This window comes from Rhodoferax potami, from assembly GCF_032193765.1.
Classification (GTDB): domain Bacteria; phylum Pseudomonadota; class Gammaproteobacteria; order Burkholderiales; family Burkholderiaceae_C; genus Allorhodoferax; species Allorhodoferax potami.
The window spans coordinates 1,569,126-1,586,657 of sequence record NZ_JAVBIJ010000001.1 but is presented as its reverse complement, the minus strand read 5'-3'; the positions used below and the strand labels follow the sequence as shown (position 1 = coordinate 1,586,657).

Annotated in this window: 11 protein-coding genes and 1 pseudogene; 5 read left to right on the top strand and 7 right to left on the bottom strand. The window is 59.2% G+C overall.

Features of this window, described 5'->3' with window-relative positions; all coding sequences use genetic code 11:
• Positions 1–37: 37 nt before the first annotated feature.
• From RAE21_RS07550 to RAE21_RS07530, 5 genes are all read right to left on the bottom strand, one after another.
• The gene (locus RAE21_RS07550; protein ID WP_313880840.1) at positions 38–679 is read right to left on the bottom strand and encodes a glutaredoxin domain-containing protein; all 642 of its coding nucleotides are present in this window, start codon (positions 677–679) and stop codon (positions 38–40) included.
• 57 nt (positions 680–736) lie between these two features.
• Positions 737–2,794 carry a M3 family metallopeptidase gene (locus RAE21_RS07545; RefSeq protein ID WP_313880839.1) on the bottom strand — a complete coding sequence of 686 codons (2,058 nt, stop codon included), beginning with the start codon at positions 2,792–2,794 and terminating at the stop codon, positions 737–739.
• A gap of 50 nt (positions 2,795–2,844) precedes the next feature.
• Complete coding sequence (folD, locus tag RAE21_RS07540; protein ID WP_313880838.1) at positions 2,845–3,723, bottom strand: bifunctional methylenetetrahydrofolate dehydrogenase/methenyltetrahydrofolate cyclohydrolase FolD; 879 nt, start codon at positions 3,721–3,723, stop codon at positions 2,845–2,847.
• Between the two features lie 70 nt (positions 3,724–3,793).
• Complete coding sequence (locus tag RAE21_RS07535) at positions 3,794–4,420, bottom strand: response regulator transcription factor (protein ID WP_313875956.1); 627 nt, start codon at positions 4,418–4,420, stop codon at positions 3,794–3,796.
• A gap of 4 nt (positions 4,421–4,424) precedes the next feature.
• The gene (locus RAE21_RS07530; protein ID WP_313880837.1) at positions 4,425–6,968 is read right to left on the bottom strand and encodes a PAS domain-containing sensor histidine kinase; all 2,544 of its coding nucleotides are present in this window, start codon (positions 6,966–6,968) and stop codon (positions 4,425–4,427) included.
• 164 nt (positions 6,969–7,132) lie between these two features.
• Between RAE21_RS07530 and aceE the strand changes: the two genes are divergently transcribed.
• The 3 genes from aceE to lpdA are packed head-to-tail and all read left to right on the top strand — an operon-like array spanning position 7,133 to position 13,382.
• Positions 7,133–9,841, top strand: a complete 2,709-nt coding sequence (gene aceE, locus RAE21_RS07525; RefSeq protein WP_313880836.1) for a pyruvate dehydrogenase (acetyl-transferring), homodimeric type — start codon at positions 7,133–7,135, stop codon at positions 9,839–9,841.
• A 19-nt stretch (positions 9,842–9,860) separates the two neighbouring features.
• A complete protein-coding gene (gene aceF, locus RAE21_RS07520; RefSeq protein WP_313880835.1) occupies positions 9,861–11,531 on the top strand; it encodes a dihydrolipoyllysine-residue acetyltransferase in 1,671 nt (556 codons plus the stop codon).
• Positions 11,532–11,546: 15 nt separating this feature from the next.
• Entirely contained in the window at positions 11,547–13,382 is a 1,836-nt protein-coding gene (gene lpdA, locus RAE21_RS07515) for a dihydrolipoyl dehydrogenase (protein WP_313880834.1), read from the top strand.
• Between the two features lie 208 nt (positions 13,383–13,590).
• Here the strand turns inward: lpdA and RAE21_RS07510 are convergent, their stop codons facing one another.
• Positions 13,591–14,202: a PEP-CTERM sorting domain-containing protein gene (locus RAE21_RS07510; RefSeq protein WP_313880833.1), complete on the bottom strand. Its 612-nt coding sequence runs from the start codon at positions 14,200–14,202 to the stop codon at positions 13,591–13,593.
• 367 nt (positions 14,203–14,569) lie between these two features.
• Here RAE21_RS07510 and RAE21_RS07505 point away from each other — a divergent pair.
• Positions 14,570–14,848, top strand: a pseudogene (locus RAE21_RS07505) (dihydrolipoyl dehydrogenase); the annotation flags it as partial.
• A gap of 147 nt (positions 14,849–14,995) precedes the next feature.
• Here RAE21_RS07505 and RAE21_RS07500 read toward each other — a convergent pair.
• On the bottom strand, positions 14,996–16,087 hold the full coding sequence (locus tag RAE21_RS07500; protein WP_313880832.1) for a branched-chain amino acid ABC transporter substrate-binding protein: 1,092 nt from the start codon (positions 16,085–16,087) through the stop codon (positions 14,996–14,998).
• 478 nt (positions 16,088–16,565) lie between these two features.
• Here RAE21_RS07500 and RAE21_RS07495 point away from each other — a divergent pair, with 478 nt between their 5' ends.
• Positions 16,566–17,510, top strand: a complete 945-nt coding sequence (locus tag RAE21_RS07495; protein WP_313880831.1) for a GGDEF domain-containing protein — start codon at positions 16,566–16,568, stop codon at positions 17,508–17,510.
• Positions 17,511–17,532 lie beyond the last annotated feature (22 nt).

Below are 17,532 nucleotides of genomic sequence, written 5' to 3'. Positions count from 1 at the left end.
CGATGCCGGCATTCAGCCGAGGTTTTGCCGGCTACTTTTAAAAGGTGATGCCTGCCGGGTTAGAGGGGGAGGGCGCCGTTGGTCTCGGCGCTACTTCCGGCTCCACGGGAGGCTTGGCCGCTTCAGGCGCTTTCGCCGGTGCTGCTTTCTGGATGCTCACCAGAGGCGTAGCTGCTGGATAGCGGTAGGTTTTTGGCAGGATGGAGTCTTTCGGATAGCCTGCCGCATCCAGATATTGCACCCATTCCGCGTCTGAATAGCCTTTGAGTTTTTGCCCACCGATGGTGGCAAACGGCAACGTGGATTCGCCTGAGAGCCGTTGCAACGCCTCGTTGTCTTCCGCGTTGGAGACGGTTTTTTCGTTGAAGGGAACACCGCGGGACTTCAGCAAGGTGCGGCCAGAGTCACACGGAGCACATTGTGCAGAGGTATACAACGTGACAGGGAATTTGGCCACGATCTGGCGCAGTTCATAAGGCAGGCCTGCGGTGCCAGCCGCTCCCCCCGCATTGGCCGCTTGTACATTTGCACCACTTGCTGCCTGTGCTGCGCTGGGGGGCTTGTCGGAGAAAGTCACCTTGCCATCCGGCCCCACAATTTTGTACACCCCTTGTGCCTGTGCCAGTCCGGTTAAAGACACGGCGATCAATCCGATGGCGATGGTAGTTCGAGTCTGCATGATCGTATAGGGCATCAAAAGGTGTAAAAAACTAAAAAGGCAACAGGGGAGCGGTGTTTACTGTACGGACATTCCTTGGTGCCGCAACAGCGCATCGATGGACGGCTCCCGCCCCCGGAATGCTTTGAAGGACTCCATCGCCGGGCGACTTCCACCGGCTTCCAGGATCGCGGTGCGGTAGCGTTCGCCAGTTTTGGGGTCGGCTGTTCCATCCTCCGCAGCGGTTTCCTCGAAAGCCGCATAGGCATCTGCACTGAGCACTTCCGCCCACTTGTAACTGTAATAGCCCGCAGCGTATCCGCCCGCGAAGATGTGACTGAATGTGTGCGCCGAGCGGCTCCAGCTCGGGGAATGCAGCACTGCGACTTCGGCGCGCACCTGCTGCAGCAAGGGCATGATGTCGTCGCCGGGTGTGTGCTGCGAGTGCAGCAGCATGTCGAACAGTGCGAACTCGATCTGGCGTAGCGTCTGCATGCCACTTTGGTAGTTCTTGGCGGCCAACATCTTGTCAAACAATGCGCGGGGCAATGGTTCACCAGTGTCGACGTGGGCAGTCATGTGCTGGAGCACATTCCATTCCCAGCAGAAGTTTTCCATGAACTGGCTAGGTAGTTCCACGGCATCCCACTCGACACCGCTGATGCCTGACACATCGCGCTCGTTCACCTGGGTGAGCATGTGGTGCAGTCCATGACCGAACTCGTGGAACAGGGTGGTCACGTCGTCATGTGACAGCAAAGCCGGCTTTTTGACGCCATTCACTTCAACACCATCGGCAAAGTTGCAGACCAAGTGGGCCACCGGGGTTTGCAGGGTGCCGGTGTCCGGGCGCAGCCAACGGGTGCGCACGTCGTCCATCCAGGCGCCACCGCGCTTGCCGCTGCGGGCGGTCGGGTCCAGGTAAAACTGGCCGATCAGGCTGCGGCCTTGTGGGCCGACGCGTTCCATGCGGTAGAACTGGACGCCGGGATTCCACACCGGTGCGGTGTCAGGGCTGATTTCTACATCGAACAGCGTTTCGATGATTTTGAACAAGCCGGCCAGCACTTTAGGGGCGGTGAAGTACTGTTTGACCTCCTGCTCGCTGAAGGCGTAACGGGCTTCTTTGAGCTTTTCCGAGATGTAGGGCCAGTCCCAGGGTTGTGGGTCGTTCAGCTGCAACTCATCTTTCGCAAACGCGCGCAGGTCGGCCACATCTTTTTCGGCGAACGGACGGGCCTTTCGGGCCAAGTCGCGCAGGAACTGAATCACGGTCTCTGGGGAGTCCGCCATCTTGGGCACTACTGACAGCGTGGCAAAGTCGGGGTAGCCCAGCAACTGGGCCTCTTCTTTGCGCAGGGCCAGGATGCCGTTAATGACCTCGGTGTTGTCGAACTTGCGGAATTCCTCGGCCGCTTCTTGGGACGCACGGGTTGCATAGGCCCGGTACAGCATGCCCCGCAGTGCGCTGCTGGTAGCAAACTGCATGACCGGCAGGTAGCACGGCATTTTGAGCGTGAGTTTGTAGCCTTCCTTGCCTTCGGCTTCTGCGGCACTGCGGGCGGCTTGCACCACATCGGCCGGTACACCATCGAGCTCTGCCAGGTTGGCGTAGTAGCTGAAGGCGTCGGTGGCATCGAGTGTGTTCTCGCTGAACTTTTGGCCCAGTTCTGCCTGCTTTTCCTGGATTTCAGCAAAACGTTCACGCGCTGCGCCTTGCAGGTCCGCGCCGCCCAGTACAAAGTTGCGCACTGCGTTTTTGTGGGCCTGCAGTTGCTCTGGATTCAAGGTGGCTTTGTCAATGGCCTTGTACTTGGCAAACAGGCGCTCGTCTGCACCCAGGCGCGTCCAGAACTCGGTCACTTTGGGCAGCGCCTCGTTGTAGGCCGCGCGCAGCTCAGGGCTATCAGCGACGCTGTTGAGGTGGCTCACGGCGCCCCAGGACAAACCCAAGCGCTCGGTAGCGACATCGAGTACCGATGCGATAGCTTTCCACTCGGCAGGAAAGTCGTCTGCTGTCACCTGCTGCAACGCCGCGTCGGCCTGTGCCAGCAGCGCATCCACCGCAGGGCCGACTTCCGCCGGGGCGATGCGGTCAAAAAGGGGCAGGGGCGCGTTTTGGAGCAGTGAATTCATGGTGCCAGTGTGTGTAAAGTGAATACGGGTTAGATGCGGGCGAGGGCGGATTAAACAAGCCCCCGTACAGCCGCATCCCGCTCGGCCGACTCCATGGTGTTGACGAGCAGCATGGTGATGGTCATCGGGCCGACGCCGCCGGGCACCGGGGTGATATGGCTGGCGATGGTGCTCACGCCGGCAAAGTCGACGTCGCCGCAGAGCTTGCCTTCGTCGTTGCGGTTCATGCCCACATCGATCACCACTGCGCCGGGTTTGACCATATCGGCAGTCAAAACATTGCGTTTGCCCACGGCAGCCACCACCACGTCGGCCTGCAGGGTCATGGCTTTGAGGTCGGGTGTCGCGCTGTGGCAGATGGTGACGGTGGCATTTTTTTGCAGCAACATCATGGCCATGGGCTTGCCCACGATATTGGAGCGGCCGATGACCACGGCATGCTTGCCGCGCAGGTCGTAGCCGATGCTCTCGAGCATCTTCATGCAGCCATAGGGCGTGCAAGGCCAGAAACCGGGCTGACCGACCATCAAGGCGCCAGCGCTGGCGATGTGGAAGCCGTCCACATCTTTGGCGGGGGCAATGGCTTCGATCACCTTGTTCGCATCAATATGGGCGGGGAGTGGCAGTTGCACCAAGATGCCGTGGATAGCGGGGTCGTTGTTCAAGGCTTCGACCCGCGCCAGCAACTCGGCTTCGGTCATGGTGGCCTCGTATTTTTCCAGCACCGAGTGCAAGCCTGCGTCTGAGCAGGCTTTGACCTTGTTACGCACATAAACCTGGGAGGCCGGGTTGTCACCGACCAGCACTACAGCCAGTCCGGGCGTGAGCCCCTTGGCTTTGAGCGCTTCGGTGCGGCGCGCGACATCTGCGCGGAGTTGAGCGGCGAGGGCGTTGCCATCGATGATTTGGGCAGTGTGGGAGGTGGTCATTCCGGATCTTGAAGTAAAAACGCCCGCAGCGGAGGCAGAGCGGGCGCGAGTGGCTATAAAAATAATAGCGTCAAGTTTTGGGGGCGTTTTGGCCGAGTGCGATTTTCAGCAGATCGGCCACGGTGTTGGCACTGAGCTTTTCCATGATGTTGGCGCGGTGCGCCTCCACCGTCTTGATGCTGATGCCCAGGTCGTCGGCGATTTGCTTGTTCAGGCGACCCGCAACAATGCGCTCTAGCACTTGGCTTTCACGCAAGGTGAGTTTAGCCAGCAGGGCGTCGCGGTTCACGGCCAACTGGTAGTCGGCAAAGGTGTCTTTGGCGTGTTCCAGCATGCGCTCAACCAAGCCCACCAGCTGCTCTTCATTGAACGGCTTCTGGATAAAGTCCATGGCGCCTTTTTTCATGCTGTCGACCGCCATGGGAACGTCGCCGTGGCCGGTAATGAACACGATAGGCAGAGGCGACTTGGTCTCGATCAGGCGGGTTTGCAGCTCCAGCCCGGTCATGCCGCCCATCCGGATGTCGACAATCAGGCAGGCGACTTCGCGCGCGTCGTAGCGGCTCAAAAAAGATTCTGCGGAGTCGAAGCAACGTACCCTGTACCCCTTGCCCTCCAGCAACCATTGCAGCGAATCGCGCACTGCTTCGTCATCATCGACTACGTAAACCGTTCCTTTTTTAGGGATCAAGCTCATTCAGTTATCCGAGGTTGGGTTGGGAGGGCGGCTCCGAGAAAGTCAGCGTGCCGTTGTCGTTCAAGGGCACCCAGAAAGAGAATCTGCAGCCCACAACGTCGGAGCCATTGTAGATGTTCTCCGCCGTCATTCGGCCCAGGTGCGACTCCACGATGGAGCGACACAAAGACAGCCCGATCCCCATGCCATCGGCCTTGGTGGAGTAGAAGGCTTCGTACAGCCGCGCCATGACTTCCGGTGCCAAGCCCTTGCCGGTGTCCTGGACCGAAAACTCGACCACAGGCTTGCCCTCAATGCGCTTGGGCCCGACCCGCAACTCGACGATGCGGTCGGATGTTTGGCGCAGGGCCGAGTCAATCGACTCTGCCGCGTTGCGCAGCAGGTTGACCAGCACTTGCTCAATCAAAATCGGGTCCACCATCACCATGGGGATGCGGGCTGCGACATAGGGGTTGAGCCGGACGTTGAAGCGACGCAACTCAATTTCAGCCAACTCCACCGCCTCCGCCACCATGGTGGTGACCTCGGACAAAGTGCGGTTGGGCTCGCTGCGTTTCACAAAGCTGCGGATGCGCTGAATGATTTGCCCGGCTCGCTGGGCTTGCTTGGCGGTCTTTTCAAGGGCGACCAACAGATCCGGCTCCGAGATCTGTTTGTCTTTGATGCGGGAAACCATCCCGTTGCAGTAGTTGTTGATCGCGGTGAGTGGTTGGTTGAGCTCGTGGGCCACACTGGAGGCCATCTCGCCCATGGTGATCAGGCGGCTTGCGGTTTGTGCCCGTTCAGTCTGGATGGCGGCTTGCTCTTCGGCCAAGCGACGCGTTGTGATGTCGGTGGCAATCACCATTTGGGCAAGGCGGCCATCGACCCAGCTCAGGTAGCGGGTGCGCACCTCCAGCCATTTCCCAAGGGCGGTGATAAAAATCTCGGCGCTTTCGGAGTCGCTGTCTTGCAGGGTGGTGGTGGGCAGGCCCGCAAAAGAGTCCACGCTGTCGTCGGAGTCGTGATTGGTCGGGCTGCTGGGCATGCCTGCTTCCGCCACCAATTGCAAATGCCCGCCGGCCTGCACGCCAAACCATTGGCGGTACAGCTTGTTGGCAAACAGCAGCTCATCACTGCCCAAGGGGGCGACCGAGATGGAGGCGTCCAAGGCTTCCAGCACCGTGGTGAACCGCTGGTGCGAGGCGGTAAGTTGCTCGCGCACCCGGTTTGGCTCGGTGATGTCGGTCATCGATGTCACCCAGCCGGTCTGGGTGCCAATGGCATCAATCAGCGGGGAGACATAAAGCCGCGCATCAAACAAGCTGCCGTCTTTGCGCTTGACGCGCACTTGGATGCCGCCCGGGGTGGCGTTTCCGGTCAGCTCTTCCTCCAAGCGGGCTGCCACGTGTTCACGTTCGCTATCCGGCCAGTAGGGGAACGGCGCGGTGCGCCCGACCAGATCGGACTCTGTCCAGCCGGTCATCTGGCAGAAGGCCGCATTCACATAGGTGATGCGTCCCTGCAAGTCCATGGCCCGCATGCCGGTCAGCATCGAGTTCTCCATGGCGCGGCGGAAGTTGGTTTCCGACATCAAGGCTTGCTGGGCCTGCAAGCGGCGGCGGGTGTGGCGCCAGTTGGCGATCAACATCCAAGCCGTCAAGATACTCAGGGCACTCACCAGCCAAAAAAGTCCGCTGCCGATGACGCCCAGAGAAGCGCGGTAGGCCTGCGCCCGGATCACCAGGCCGGACCCGACAGGCGAGACCGGCATGGAGTACTCGTTGCTCGGGGCAGCCCAAGGCAAGAACCGGCTGACCAGCTTGCGGGTGGGGATGCTGGTTCCAGCCAAAAGGCGACCGCTGGAGTCTTGGAGGGAGATCGCGTAGCGGGCAGACACCTCAGACGGAACGCCGTAACGGTACAAGCCATCGACCGAGTACTCGGTAATCAACACGCCCGAAAAACGATTTTTGGCATTCAGCGGGATCAGCAGCTGTAGCAGAGGCCCTTCGTCTTTGTTCTGAGGCGGCTGCACATACAGCAGCTGGTTCAGCTGGCGGGCGAGTGTGTAGCCGGCATCGCGGTCTTCCTTAAGCAAGACATCACCCGGCATTTGGTAAGGACCTGACGAGTTAGCGCCCATGCCCAAGCTGGCACGGGTGCGCTTTCGGTCGTCCACCCAGGCGAGTGCTTGCACTTCCGGGTACTGGTCTACCAGGTTGGATGCGCGGGATTTGAATTCCGAAACATCCAGTTCTCCGGTACTGATTTCTTGCGCGATTCGGCTGATTTGTTCTTGCCGCTCCAGGAGCCGCAGGCGCAAGCGCTGCTGGGTGTATTCGACATCGCGTTGAACGGCCTCTTGCTCGCGGTCCATCTCTTCGAGCCGCAGGTAGCCCAAGGCGGCAACGATGGCCGCAAAAAACAACATCACAGCGGCCAAAGGGGCCAGCATGGCGACCCGGTCTTGGCGGTGGGGTGTTAGCCGGTGCCACCAGCGTTTGGCGCCATCCACCGTCGGGATGCTGAGCGGTTTGGGTAAAGAAATCACTTTGGAAAAAGGCATTTCCCGAGTGTAGGGGAGGGGGCTGGCGTGACACGTAAGCAAGTGCTGCAAAGCAGCATAAATATTTCAACAGGTGAAACGCATGGGCATGATTTGAAATCATGGCGTAAATATGCGAAACTAGATAACTCGCACTAAATTACGCCAAGCATTAGGAGGCATCGATGGCAGCAGTTCCCCAGAATCCTTTGGGCGTGTCCGATATGGACAGCCAGGAAACCCGCGAATGGATGGATGCGCTCAGCGCTGTCATCGAGGCCGAAGGCCCCGAGCGCGCGCACTTCCTGCTGGAGCAACTGCTCGAGCACGCACGTCAGAAGAGCATCGACATGCCTTTCTCGGCCACCACCGGTTATGTGAACACCATCGAGCCCCAGGACGAAGAGCGCTCCCCCGGCAACCTCGAAATTGAAGAGCGCCTGCGCGCCTACATGCGCTGGAACGCCATGGCCATGGTCGTAAAGGCCAACCGCCACAACCCCGCAGATGGTGGGGACTTGGGTGGTCACATCGGCTCTTTTGCCTCGCTGGCCAGCCTGTTCGGCGCCGGCTTTAACCACTTCTGGCACGCTGAAAGCGAAAACCACGGTGGCGACTGCCTCTACATCCAGGGCCACGTGTCCCCCGGTGTGTATGCCCGCGCGTACCTTGAAGGCCGCCTGACGGAAGAGCAGCTGCTCAACTTCCGCCAGGAAGTGGATGGCAAGGGTCTGTCGAGCTACCCGCACCCCAAGCTGATGCCCGAGTTCTGGCAGTTCCCCACTGTGTCCATGGGTCTGGGCCCATTGATGGCGATCTACCAAGCCCGTTTCCTGAAATACCTGCACGCCCGTGGCATTGCCAACACCGAAAACCGCAAGGTGTGGGTGTTCTGTGGCGACGGCGAAATGGACGAAGTGGAGTCTTTGGGCGCGATTGGCCTGGCGGCCCGCGAAGGCTTGGATAACTTGGTGTTCGTGATCAACTGCAACTTGCAACGCTTGGACGGCCCGGTGCGCGGTAACGGCAAGATCGTGCAAGAGCTCGAAGGCGAGTTCCGCGGTGCTGGCTGGAACGTGATCAAGCTTCTGTGGGGCTCCGGCTGGGACGCCTTGTTGGCGCGCGACAAGGATGGCGCGCTCAAGAAGATCATGATGGAAACCCTGGACGGCGACTACCAGGCCATGAAGGCCAACGATGGTGCCTACGTTCGCAAGCATTTCTTCGGCAAAGACCCCCGCACCCTGGAAATGGTGTCCAAGATGTCGGACGAAGAAATCTTCGATCTGCGCCGTGGCGGCCACGATTCCAAGAAGGTGTACGCCGCCTTCCACAAGGCCGTGAACCACAAGGGCGAGCCGACTGTTTTGTTGATCAAGACCGTCAAGGGCTTCGGCATGGGCAAGGCCGGTGAAGGCAAAAACACTGTTCACCAGACCAAAAAGCTGACTGACGAAGACATCAAGGCCTTCCGCGACCGCTTCAACATCCCTGTGCCGGACAGCGAATTACCCAAGGTGCCGTTCTACAAGCCCGCAGACGACACCCCGGAAATGAAGTACCTGCACGAGCGCCGCAAGGCCTTGGGTGGCTACCTGCCGCACCGCCGTACCAAGGCGGACGAGAGCTTCACCGTGCCTTCACTCGAAGTGTTCAAGGCCGTCATGGAGCCGACCGCCGAAGGCCGTGAGATCTCCACGACCCAAGCCTATGTGCGTTTCTTGACCCAGTTGCTGCGCGACCAGGCCTTGGGCCCACGCGTGGTGCCAATTCTGGTGGACGAGGCCCGTACCTTCGGTATGGAAGGCTTGTTCCGCCAAGTGGGTATCTACAACCCCGCAGGCCAGCAGTACACCCCGGTCGACAAAGACCAGGTCATGTACTACAAGGAAGACAAAGCCGGTCAGATCCTGCAAGAAGGTATCAACGAAGCCGGCGGCATGAGCAGCTGGATTGCAGCGGCGACTTCCTACTCCACCAGCAACCGCATCATGGTGCCGTTTTACGTGTACTACTCGATGTTCGGCTTCCAGCGCATTGGCGACTTGGCCTGGGCGGCTGGCGACATGCAAGCCCGCGGTTTCTTGTTGGGCGGCACTTCCGGCCGTACCACCCTGAATGGTGAAGGTTTGCAGCACGAAGACGGCCACAGCCACATCATGGCCGGCACCATTCCGAACTGCATTTCTTACGACCCGACCTTCGCCCACGAAGTCGGCGTGATCCTGCACCACGGTTTGAAGCGCATGGTTGAGAAGCAAGACAACGTCTTCTACTACCTGACCCTGTTGAACGAAAACTACCCCATGCCCGGCCTGCAGCCTGGCACGGAAGAGCAGATCATCAAGGGCATGTACCAGTGCAAGGCCGGCCCTGCGCTCACCGCCAAGGCACCTCGCGTGCAGTTGCTGGGCTCCGGCACCATCTTGCGCGAAAGCATTGCAGCGCAAGAATTGCTGGAAAAAGACTGGGGCATCGGCGCTGACGTCTGGAGCTGCCCAAGCTTTAACGAACTGACCCGCGACGGCCAGGACGCTGACCGCTGGAACCTGTTGCACCCGCTGGAAACACCACGCGTGCCTTTCGTGGCCGAGCAACTGAACAAGTCCACCGGCCCTGTGGTGGCATCCACCGATTACATGAAAGCGTACGCCGAGCAAATCCGTCCGTTCGTGCCCAAGGGCCGTACCTACAAGGTGCTGGGCACCGACGGCTTCGGTCGCTCTGACTTCCGCAGCAAGCTGCGTGAGCACTTCGAGGTGAACCGCCACTACATCGTGGTTGCCGCCCTGAAGGCCCTGAGCGAAGACGGTACCGTGCCCGTGGCCAAGGTGGCGGAAGCCATCGCCAAGTACGGCATCAACACCGACAAGGTCAACCCCCTGTACGCCTAAGAACTCCGGAGACAACAACATGGCATTGGTAGAAGTAAAAGTCCCGGATATCGGTGACTTCGACGAAGTCGCAGTCATCGAACTGCTGGTCAAAGTGGGCGACACCGTCAAGGTCGAGCAGAGCCTGATCACCGTGGAGTCTGACAAGGCCTCCATGGAGATTCCTTCCAGCACCGCCGGTGTGGTCAAGGAAATCAAGATTGCGCTGGGCGACAAGGTCAAGCAAGGCTCCGTGGTCGTCATGGTGGAAGCCGCTGGTGCTGCTGCAGCTCCGGCTGCAGAGCCAAAAGCGGCTCCAGCGCCCGCAGCATCTGCGCCAGCAGCTCCTGTTTCTGTAGCAACTGCTCCGGCGGCGGCACCGGCGGCCTCCGGCCCCGTGAATGTGCTGGTGCCTGACATCGGCGACTTCAAAGATGTGGCCGTTATCGAACTGCTAGTCAAGGTTGGCGACACCGTAAAGGTGGAGCAGAGCCTGATCACGGTGGAGTCTGACAAGGCCTCCATGGAGATTCCATCCAGCACCGCCGGTGTGGTCAAAGAAATCAAGGTCAAGCTGGGTGACACCGTGAACATCGGTGACTTGGTGGTGATTCTGGAAGGCGTGGCTGGTGCCGCAGCCGCCCCTGCTGCGGCACCCGCAGCGGTTGCCGCCGCGCCGGCTGCTCCCGCCGCAGCTCCGGCACCTGTGGCTGCCGCCGCAGCAGCACCCGCCGCTTTGGCTGTGCCCGCGCACGCGCCCGGTGGCACCACGCTTGGTTTGCCTCATGCATCGCCTTCTGTGCGCAAGTTCGCCCGCGAACTGGGCGTGCCTTTGAACGAAGTCAAGGGTTCCGGCTTGAAGGGCCGTATCACCGAGGCGGACGTGCAAGGCTTTACCCGCTCCGTGATGAGCGGAGCGGTGCAAACCTTGGCCATTGCAGCGCAAGCCAAGGCTTCCGGCAGCAACGACGGCGCAGGCTTGGGCCTGATCCCTTGGCCGAAGGTGGACTTTGCCAAGTTCGGCCCGATCGAGCGCAAGGAAATGTCCCGCATCAAGAAGATCAGCGGTGCCAACCTGCTGCGCAACGCGGTCATGATTCCGGCCGTCACCAACCACGACGACGCCGACATCACCGACCTCGAAGCCTTCCGCGTCTCTACCAATAAAGAGAACGAGAAGTCGGGCATCAAGGTCACCATGCTGGCCTTCCTGATCAAGGCCTGCGTGGCCGCGCTCAAGAAGTTCCCCGAGTTCAACAGCTCGTTGGACGGCGATGCGCTGATCTACAAGCAGTATTACCACATCGGCTTTGCGGCTGACACGCCCAACGGTTTGGTGGTGCCCGTGATCAAGGACGCCGACAAGAAAGGCATCTTCCAGATCAGCCAGGAAATGGGTGAGCTGGCCAAGAAGGCCCGCGACGGCAAGCTCGGCCCTGCCGACATGAGCGGCGCGACCTTCACCATCTCTTCATTGGGTGGCATTGGTGGCCGTTATTTCACGCCCATCATCAACGCGCCTGAAGTCGCCATCCTTGGCGTCTGCAAGAGCCAGATGGAACCTGTGTGGGACGGCAAGGCCTTCCAGCCACGCCTGATGCTGCCCTTGTCGCTGACTTGGGACCACCGCGTGATCGACGGCGCAGCTGCGGCGCGCTTTAACGTGTACCTGGGCCAAATCCTGGGTGACTTCCGCCGCGTGCTGCTCTAAGACAGGAACCTCAATATGGCAATCGTAGAAATCAAGGTTCCGGACATCGGTGACTTCGACGAAGTCGCGGTCATCGAGTTGCTGGTTAAGGTTGGCGACACCATCAAGCCCGAGCAAAGTCTGATCACCGTGGAGTCCGACAAGGCCTCCATGGAGATCCCGGCTAGCCACGGCGGTGTGGTGACCGAACTCAAAGTCAAAATCGGCGACAAGGTCAAGCAAGGCTCTGTGGTCGTGATGCTCGAAGCTGCTGGTGCAGTTTCTGAAGCAAAACCGGCTGCAGCGCCCGCAGCGTCTGCGCCAGCAGCTCCTGTTTCTGTAGCAGACCCGGCGGCTCCGGCCCCTGTGGCCAGCAGCTTTGGCGGCAGTGCAGACCTGGAGTGCGACGTGGTCGTCATCGGTGGCGGCCCCGGCGGTTACTCCGCAGCTTTCCGGGCTGCGGATTTAGGCCTCAAGGTCATCGTGGTCGAGCGTTACGCGACTCTGGGCGGCGTGTGCCTGAACGTGGGTTGCATTCCCTCCAAGGCCTTGCTGCACGTGGCAGCCGTCATGGACGAAGTCAGCCACATGGCGGACTTGGGTGTGGACTTCGGCGCGCCCGTGGTCAACATCGATAAGCTGCGCGGCCACAAAGAAAAGGTCATCGGCAAGTTGACCGGCGGCTTGGCCGCCATGGCCAAGATGCGCAAGGTGACGACTGTGCGCGGCTACGGCAACTTTGTGGGTGCCAATCACCTCGAAGTCGAAGAAACCAGCGGCACAGCCCAAGAGAAGACCGGCAGCAAGAAGGTCATCGCCTTCAAGCGCGCCATCATTGCGGCCGGTTCACAAGCCGTGCGTCTGCCTTTCATGCCCAACGATCCGCGCGTGGTCGATTCCACGGGCGCCTTGGAGCTCAAGGAAGTGCCCAAGCGCATGTTGATTTTGGGTGGCGGCATCATCGGCCTGGAAATGGGCACCGTTTACAGCACGCTGGGCGCCCGCCTGGACGTGGTGGAAATGATGGACGGCCTGATGCAAGGTGCCGACCGCGATCTGGTCAAGATCTGGCAGAAGATGAACGCCAAGCGCTTCGACAACATCATGCTCAAGACCAAGACCGTGTCCGCACGCGCCTTGCCTGAAGGCATTGAAGTGACGTTTGCGCCAGCGGAAGAGGGCGGTACCGCCCCCGCACCGCAGGTGTACGACCTGGTGCTGCAAGCCGTGGGCCGCACGCCCAACGGCAAGAAGATCAGCGCCGAGAAAGCCGGTGTGGCGGTGACCGACCGTGGCTTCATCAACGTCGACATCCAAATGCGCACCAACGTGCCGCACATCTTCGCCATTGGCGACATCGTGGGCCAGCCCATGCTGGCGCACAAGGCGGTGCACGAGGCACACGTGGCGGCAGAAGTAATTGCAGGTGAACTGCAAGGCAACAAGGAACTTGCCGCTGCGGCGTTCAACGCCCGCGTCATTCCAAGCGTGGCCTACACCGACCCCGAAGTGGCATGGGTGGGTCTGACTGAAGACCAGGCCAAGGCCCAAGGCATCAAGGTCAAGAAGGGCTTGTTCCCCTGGACCGCATCAGGCCGCGCCATCGCCAACGGCCGCGACGAAGGCGTCACCAAACTGCTGTTTGATGACTCCCCGGAAGCACACGGCCACGGCAAGATCCTGGGCGGCGGCATGGTCGGCACCCACGCGGGCGACATGATCGGCGAGATCGCTTTGGCGATCGAGATGGGCGCAGACGCGGTGGACATTGGCAAGACCATCCACCCGCACCCCACACTGGGCGAGAGCATCGGCATGGCGGCGGAGATTGCGCACGGCAGCTGCACGGATGTGCCGCCGCAGAAGAAGTAAGCCAAACTAATTGCTACCAAATCAGTAGCTAGCCGCGCAGATCCCGTGAGGGCTGTGCGGCTTTTTTACATAAACAGAGCTGCTTTGATTCCAACTGACACAGCGATTCAGGTTCACACTGAACTGCGAGCAACAATCTTGGTAAGGGGCAGATAAGGCCAACAAAAAGGGCACCGAAGTGCCCTTTGTAGCCTCTTGCAGAAGTAGCTTACTGTTGCTTGCGGCGCCGCGCAACCGTACCCAACACGCCAAGCCCTGCCAGCAGCATGGCAAAGGTCTCTGGTTCCGGAACGGCAGCCACCGTGGCAGAGAAGTAAGCTTTGGCACCTGCGGGTGCTCCATTTTGAGCGTTGGAGCTCCAAATCCACTGGGCAGAAGGTGAGTTGTTTGTCCGGTTTCCCCATGGGCTCACACCATTGGCGCCGCCAGAAATCACCGCTGGTGAAAAAGCTCCGCTAAACCCAGTAGTGCTCACTTTCCAATCACTCGCGTTCGTAGTGAGTGTGTTCGTGCCATTCGCAAACTTGAAATTGGAGTCGGAGAGCGAGAAACTGCCAAGAAAGCCAGCGGGACCGCCCAAGTTAGTACCGACAACGTGGATGTAGTTCGTTACGCCGTTAGTTAGGACAGCATCAAATGTATAGGTGTATTCCCAGCCTTGTGCGCTTCCCACCAATGTACCCAATTGGGAGTCGTCTGTACTGATATACAAACTGAACTTGTCGTCAACATTGAGTGATGAGCTTAAAGTTGTGGCGTGAGCAAGATTGCCCGCACCTGCAGTGAGAAGAAGTGCGGCGACTAAAGCGTTGATTTTCATGTGTTCCTCGTGGATCGATGCGATTGACTCCCGATTAGTCAATACATGTGTAAATTTTCACTGCCTGCGCTGTTCTAGCCAATAGTTCATTGGAACTAATCGTCCAAGATAAAGCGTGACATTTTCCGCACTTTTTATTCTGGAAAAGCCTAAGCGTCGGCGCCCGCAACCGCTCGGGTTCATCTCGGATGTTGGCCTTAGATCCGAACTGGAGATTTGGGCTGTGTAGACTTCATATAAATGCAGTAGCCTGCGGGTAAGACGTTGGCCAGCGCGACGACCACACCCTAGTCTTTGGCGGTGGCTTCTACCTCCGCTTTGCAATACTCTGCGTTCGCTTCCCTTGACCGGTTAATCAGGTCTGCCCGGCCGCGCGATTGCCAACGGCCGCGACGAAGGTGTTACCAAACTGCTGTTTGATGACTCCCCCGAAGCACATGGTCACGGCAAGATCCTGGGCGGCGGCATGGTCGGCACCCATGCGGGCGACATGATCGGCGAGATCGCTTTGGCGATTGAGATGGGCGCAGACGCAGTCGATATCGGCAAGACTATCCACCCGCACCCGACGCTGGGCGAGAGCATCGGCATGGCGGCGGAGATTGCGCACGGCAGCTGCACGGATGTGCCGCCAGCCAGGAAATAAGCAAAGCTTAGTCAGCTAAAGAAAAAGCCCGGACCGACAACGGTTCGGGCTTTTTTTCGTCCGGCAGCCTGAAAGTGATATCAGCGTTAGCGGCATGCAAATAGCATCACGCGAAAAGCCTTAAAACAAGGTGGCTTCGTTTACGCTTTAGTAGCTAGCCAGCGGGGCCAGCTGAGTGTTCTTGAACGTAAACACGGTAATGGGGGCTTGCTTCATGTTGCCCTTGTCATCGTAGACGTAGTTCGCAGCTACGCCTTTGTAGCTGCCTTTCCGCATTTCCATGGACACTTTTTCGGGCTCGATGGAGCCCGCTTTGCTCATGGACTGGGCCACAAACATGGCTTGGTCATAGAACGAGGCAGCGTATACATCGGCATCTTGGTTGAAGCGCTTCTTGTATTTGGCCTTGAATGCCGGGCCGTCGGTGGACTTGTCCAGCATGGCGCCGCCTTGGGCACAGAACACCATGTCGTTGATCGCCTCACCACCGATCTTGCCCATTTCGGGGCTGCATAGGGTATCGCCACCCAGCATCTTGGCTGTCACGGCGAGTTGCTTCATCTGGCGCACCATCGGAGCCGCTTGCGGAGCGTAGCCACCGTAAAAGATCACTTCGGGCTTTTTGGCTTTGATGCTGGTCAAGATGGCAGAAAAGTCAGTCGATTTGTCCGTGGTGTACTCTTGCGCCACGACGGTAAGGCCTTGGTTTTTGGCTTCCTTCATGAACTCAGCAGCTAAGCCTTGGCCAAACGCGGTGCGGTCGTCAATGACGGCCACCGTCTTGGCTTTGAGTACTTTGGCGGCATAGGTTGCCATACCAGTGCCGATTTGGTTGTCTCCAGCCACGATCCGGAAAATATTTTTGTAGCCGCCATCCGTCACCTTGGGGTTGGTGCCCACAGTGGAGACCAACACACTGCCGTCGTCATATACGCGCGAGGTCGGAATCGCAACGCCGGAGCAGTAAGGCCCCATGACGTATTTGATGCCGCTGTCCACCATTTTTTGTGCCACAGAGACCCCGGACTTAGGGTCGCACTGGTCATCTTCAGACACCAGCTCGAACTTCAGGGTTTTGCCAGCCACCTTGATCTTTTTGGCATTGAGCTCTTCTACGGCCAGGCGGGTGCCGTTTTCGTTGTCTTTGCCGGCAAAGGCATTGGGACCGGAGAGGGGGCCTGTTTGGCCGATCTTGATGACCTGTTCTTGTGCAAAGGCACTGCCGGCCAAAGTCAGCATGATTGCTGCGAGCACGGGGGATGACGTAAGGTTACGTTTCACTGTCTTATCCTTGTGAGATGGTGTGTTTATGAAAAGAAAACTGCATGGTTATGCGTTTTCCTGCGCACACGCGCTGCCGTAACTTTGTGGGCTCTGACAATCTGCGCGTCGCATCGGGGATGGTAGCAAACGAGAACCTCACTTTTTCGAAGCGCAAGGGACGACTGCACAGTCTTCACCGCCCAGCAGTCACCGCAGGCTCTTAACTAAATCTAGACCATTGCTATTGATTCAGTAGCTAGCTGCGCATATTCCGTCTGGGCTGTACGGTTTTTTTATGATCCGATGACCGGAACTTGTGCGGGGCTTCTTGTCCCTGCGCGGGTCGTCGGCGGTGTTGTACGCCGATCATTGCTCTGCTTCGATCGACGACAATAGTGGGCCTTCGGCGCGCTCTGCGCAACGCACTGACCTTCTGAGCGAGAACCACCGCCCCATGACCCCTCTGATCCGCGAATTAGCCCACACCGAGTTGTTGTGCAATTTGCCTGACGCTGTTCTGGAGCAGGTGGCCAAGCATGCGAGCCCCCGTTTGCTGGCACTCGGAGAAGTGTTGTTGGCCCCAGAGCAAAACAATGAGCATGTGTTCGTGCTGCTGAGCGGTGCACTGACCATCCATTTTGGAACCGCGGACTCTCCGGTGATCCGCGAGGTGGCTCCGGGTGGGTCGGTGGGGGAAATGTCTGTGATTGATGGCACCCGTCCGTCTGCTTATGTGGTGGCCAAAATGCCGAGCCGTGTACTGGGTATCCACCGCGATTTGATTCAGGCTTTGGTGGCACAAACCCAGTCGGTGGCGGGCAACCTGCTCAAGCTGCTCACCCGTTGGATGAAAGAGAACACGCACCGTATCGTCAGCGACCGCTTGCAGATTGAGGAGCTGAGCGACCACGTTCATGTGGACGCATTAACGCGGCTCTACAACCGGCGCTGGCTGGACAATGCACTGGAGCGGCTGCTTGCGCAAGCCATCAAAGCGCAGCAGGGTCTTGGCGTCTTGCTCATCGATGTGGACTACTTCAAGCAATACAACGATACCCATGGGCACCCGGGGGGCGATCAAGCGCTGGTGGCCTTGAGCAATGTGCTCAAAACCACTCTGAGGCCCTATGACTTCGCCACCCGCTACGGTGGCGAAGAGTTTTTGGTGCTGCTACCTCACACGACGGAGGAAGAGGCCATCGCGACTGCGCAGCGCCTTTGGGACGCTGCGCGAGGCGTCGCCATCGTTTCGCCGACGGGCACAGCACTCCCGGGTATTACTGTATCCATCGGTGTGGCGGTGAGCGATGTCCACTCCACAGTACATTCGCTGGTCGCTGCGGCGGATGAAAAACTCTACCTAGCCAAGAACTCAGGCCGCAATTGCGTGAAGTTTTGAATTCGCAGGTTCTTTTGGAGGG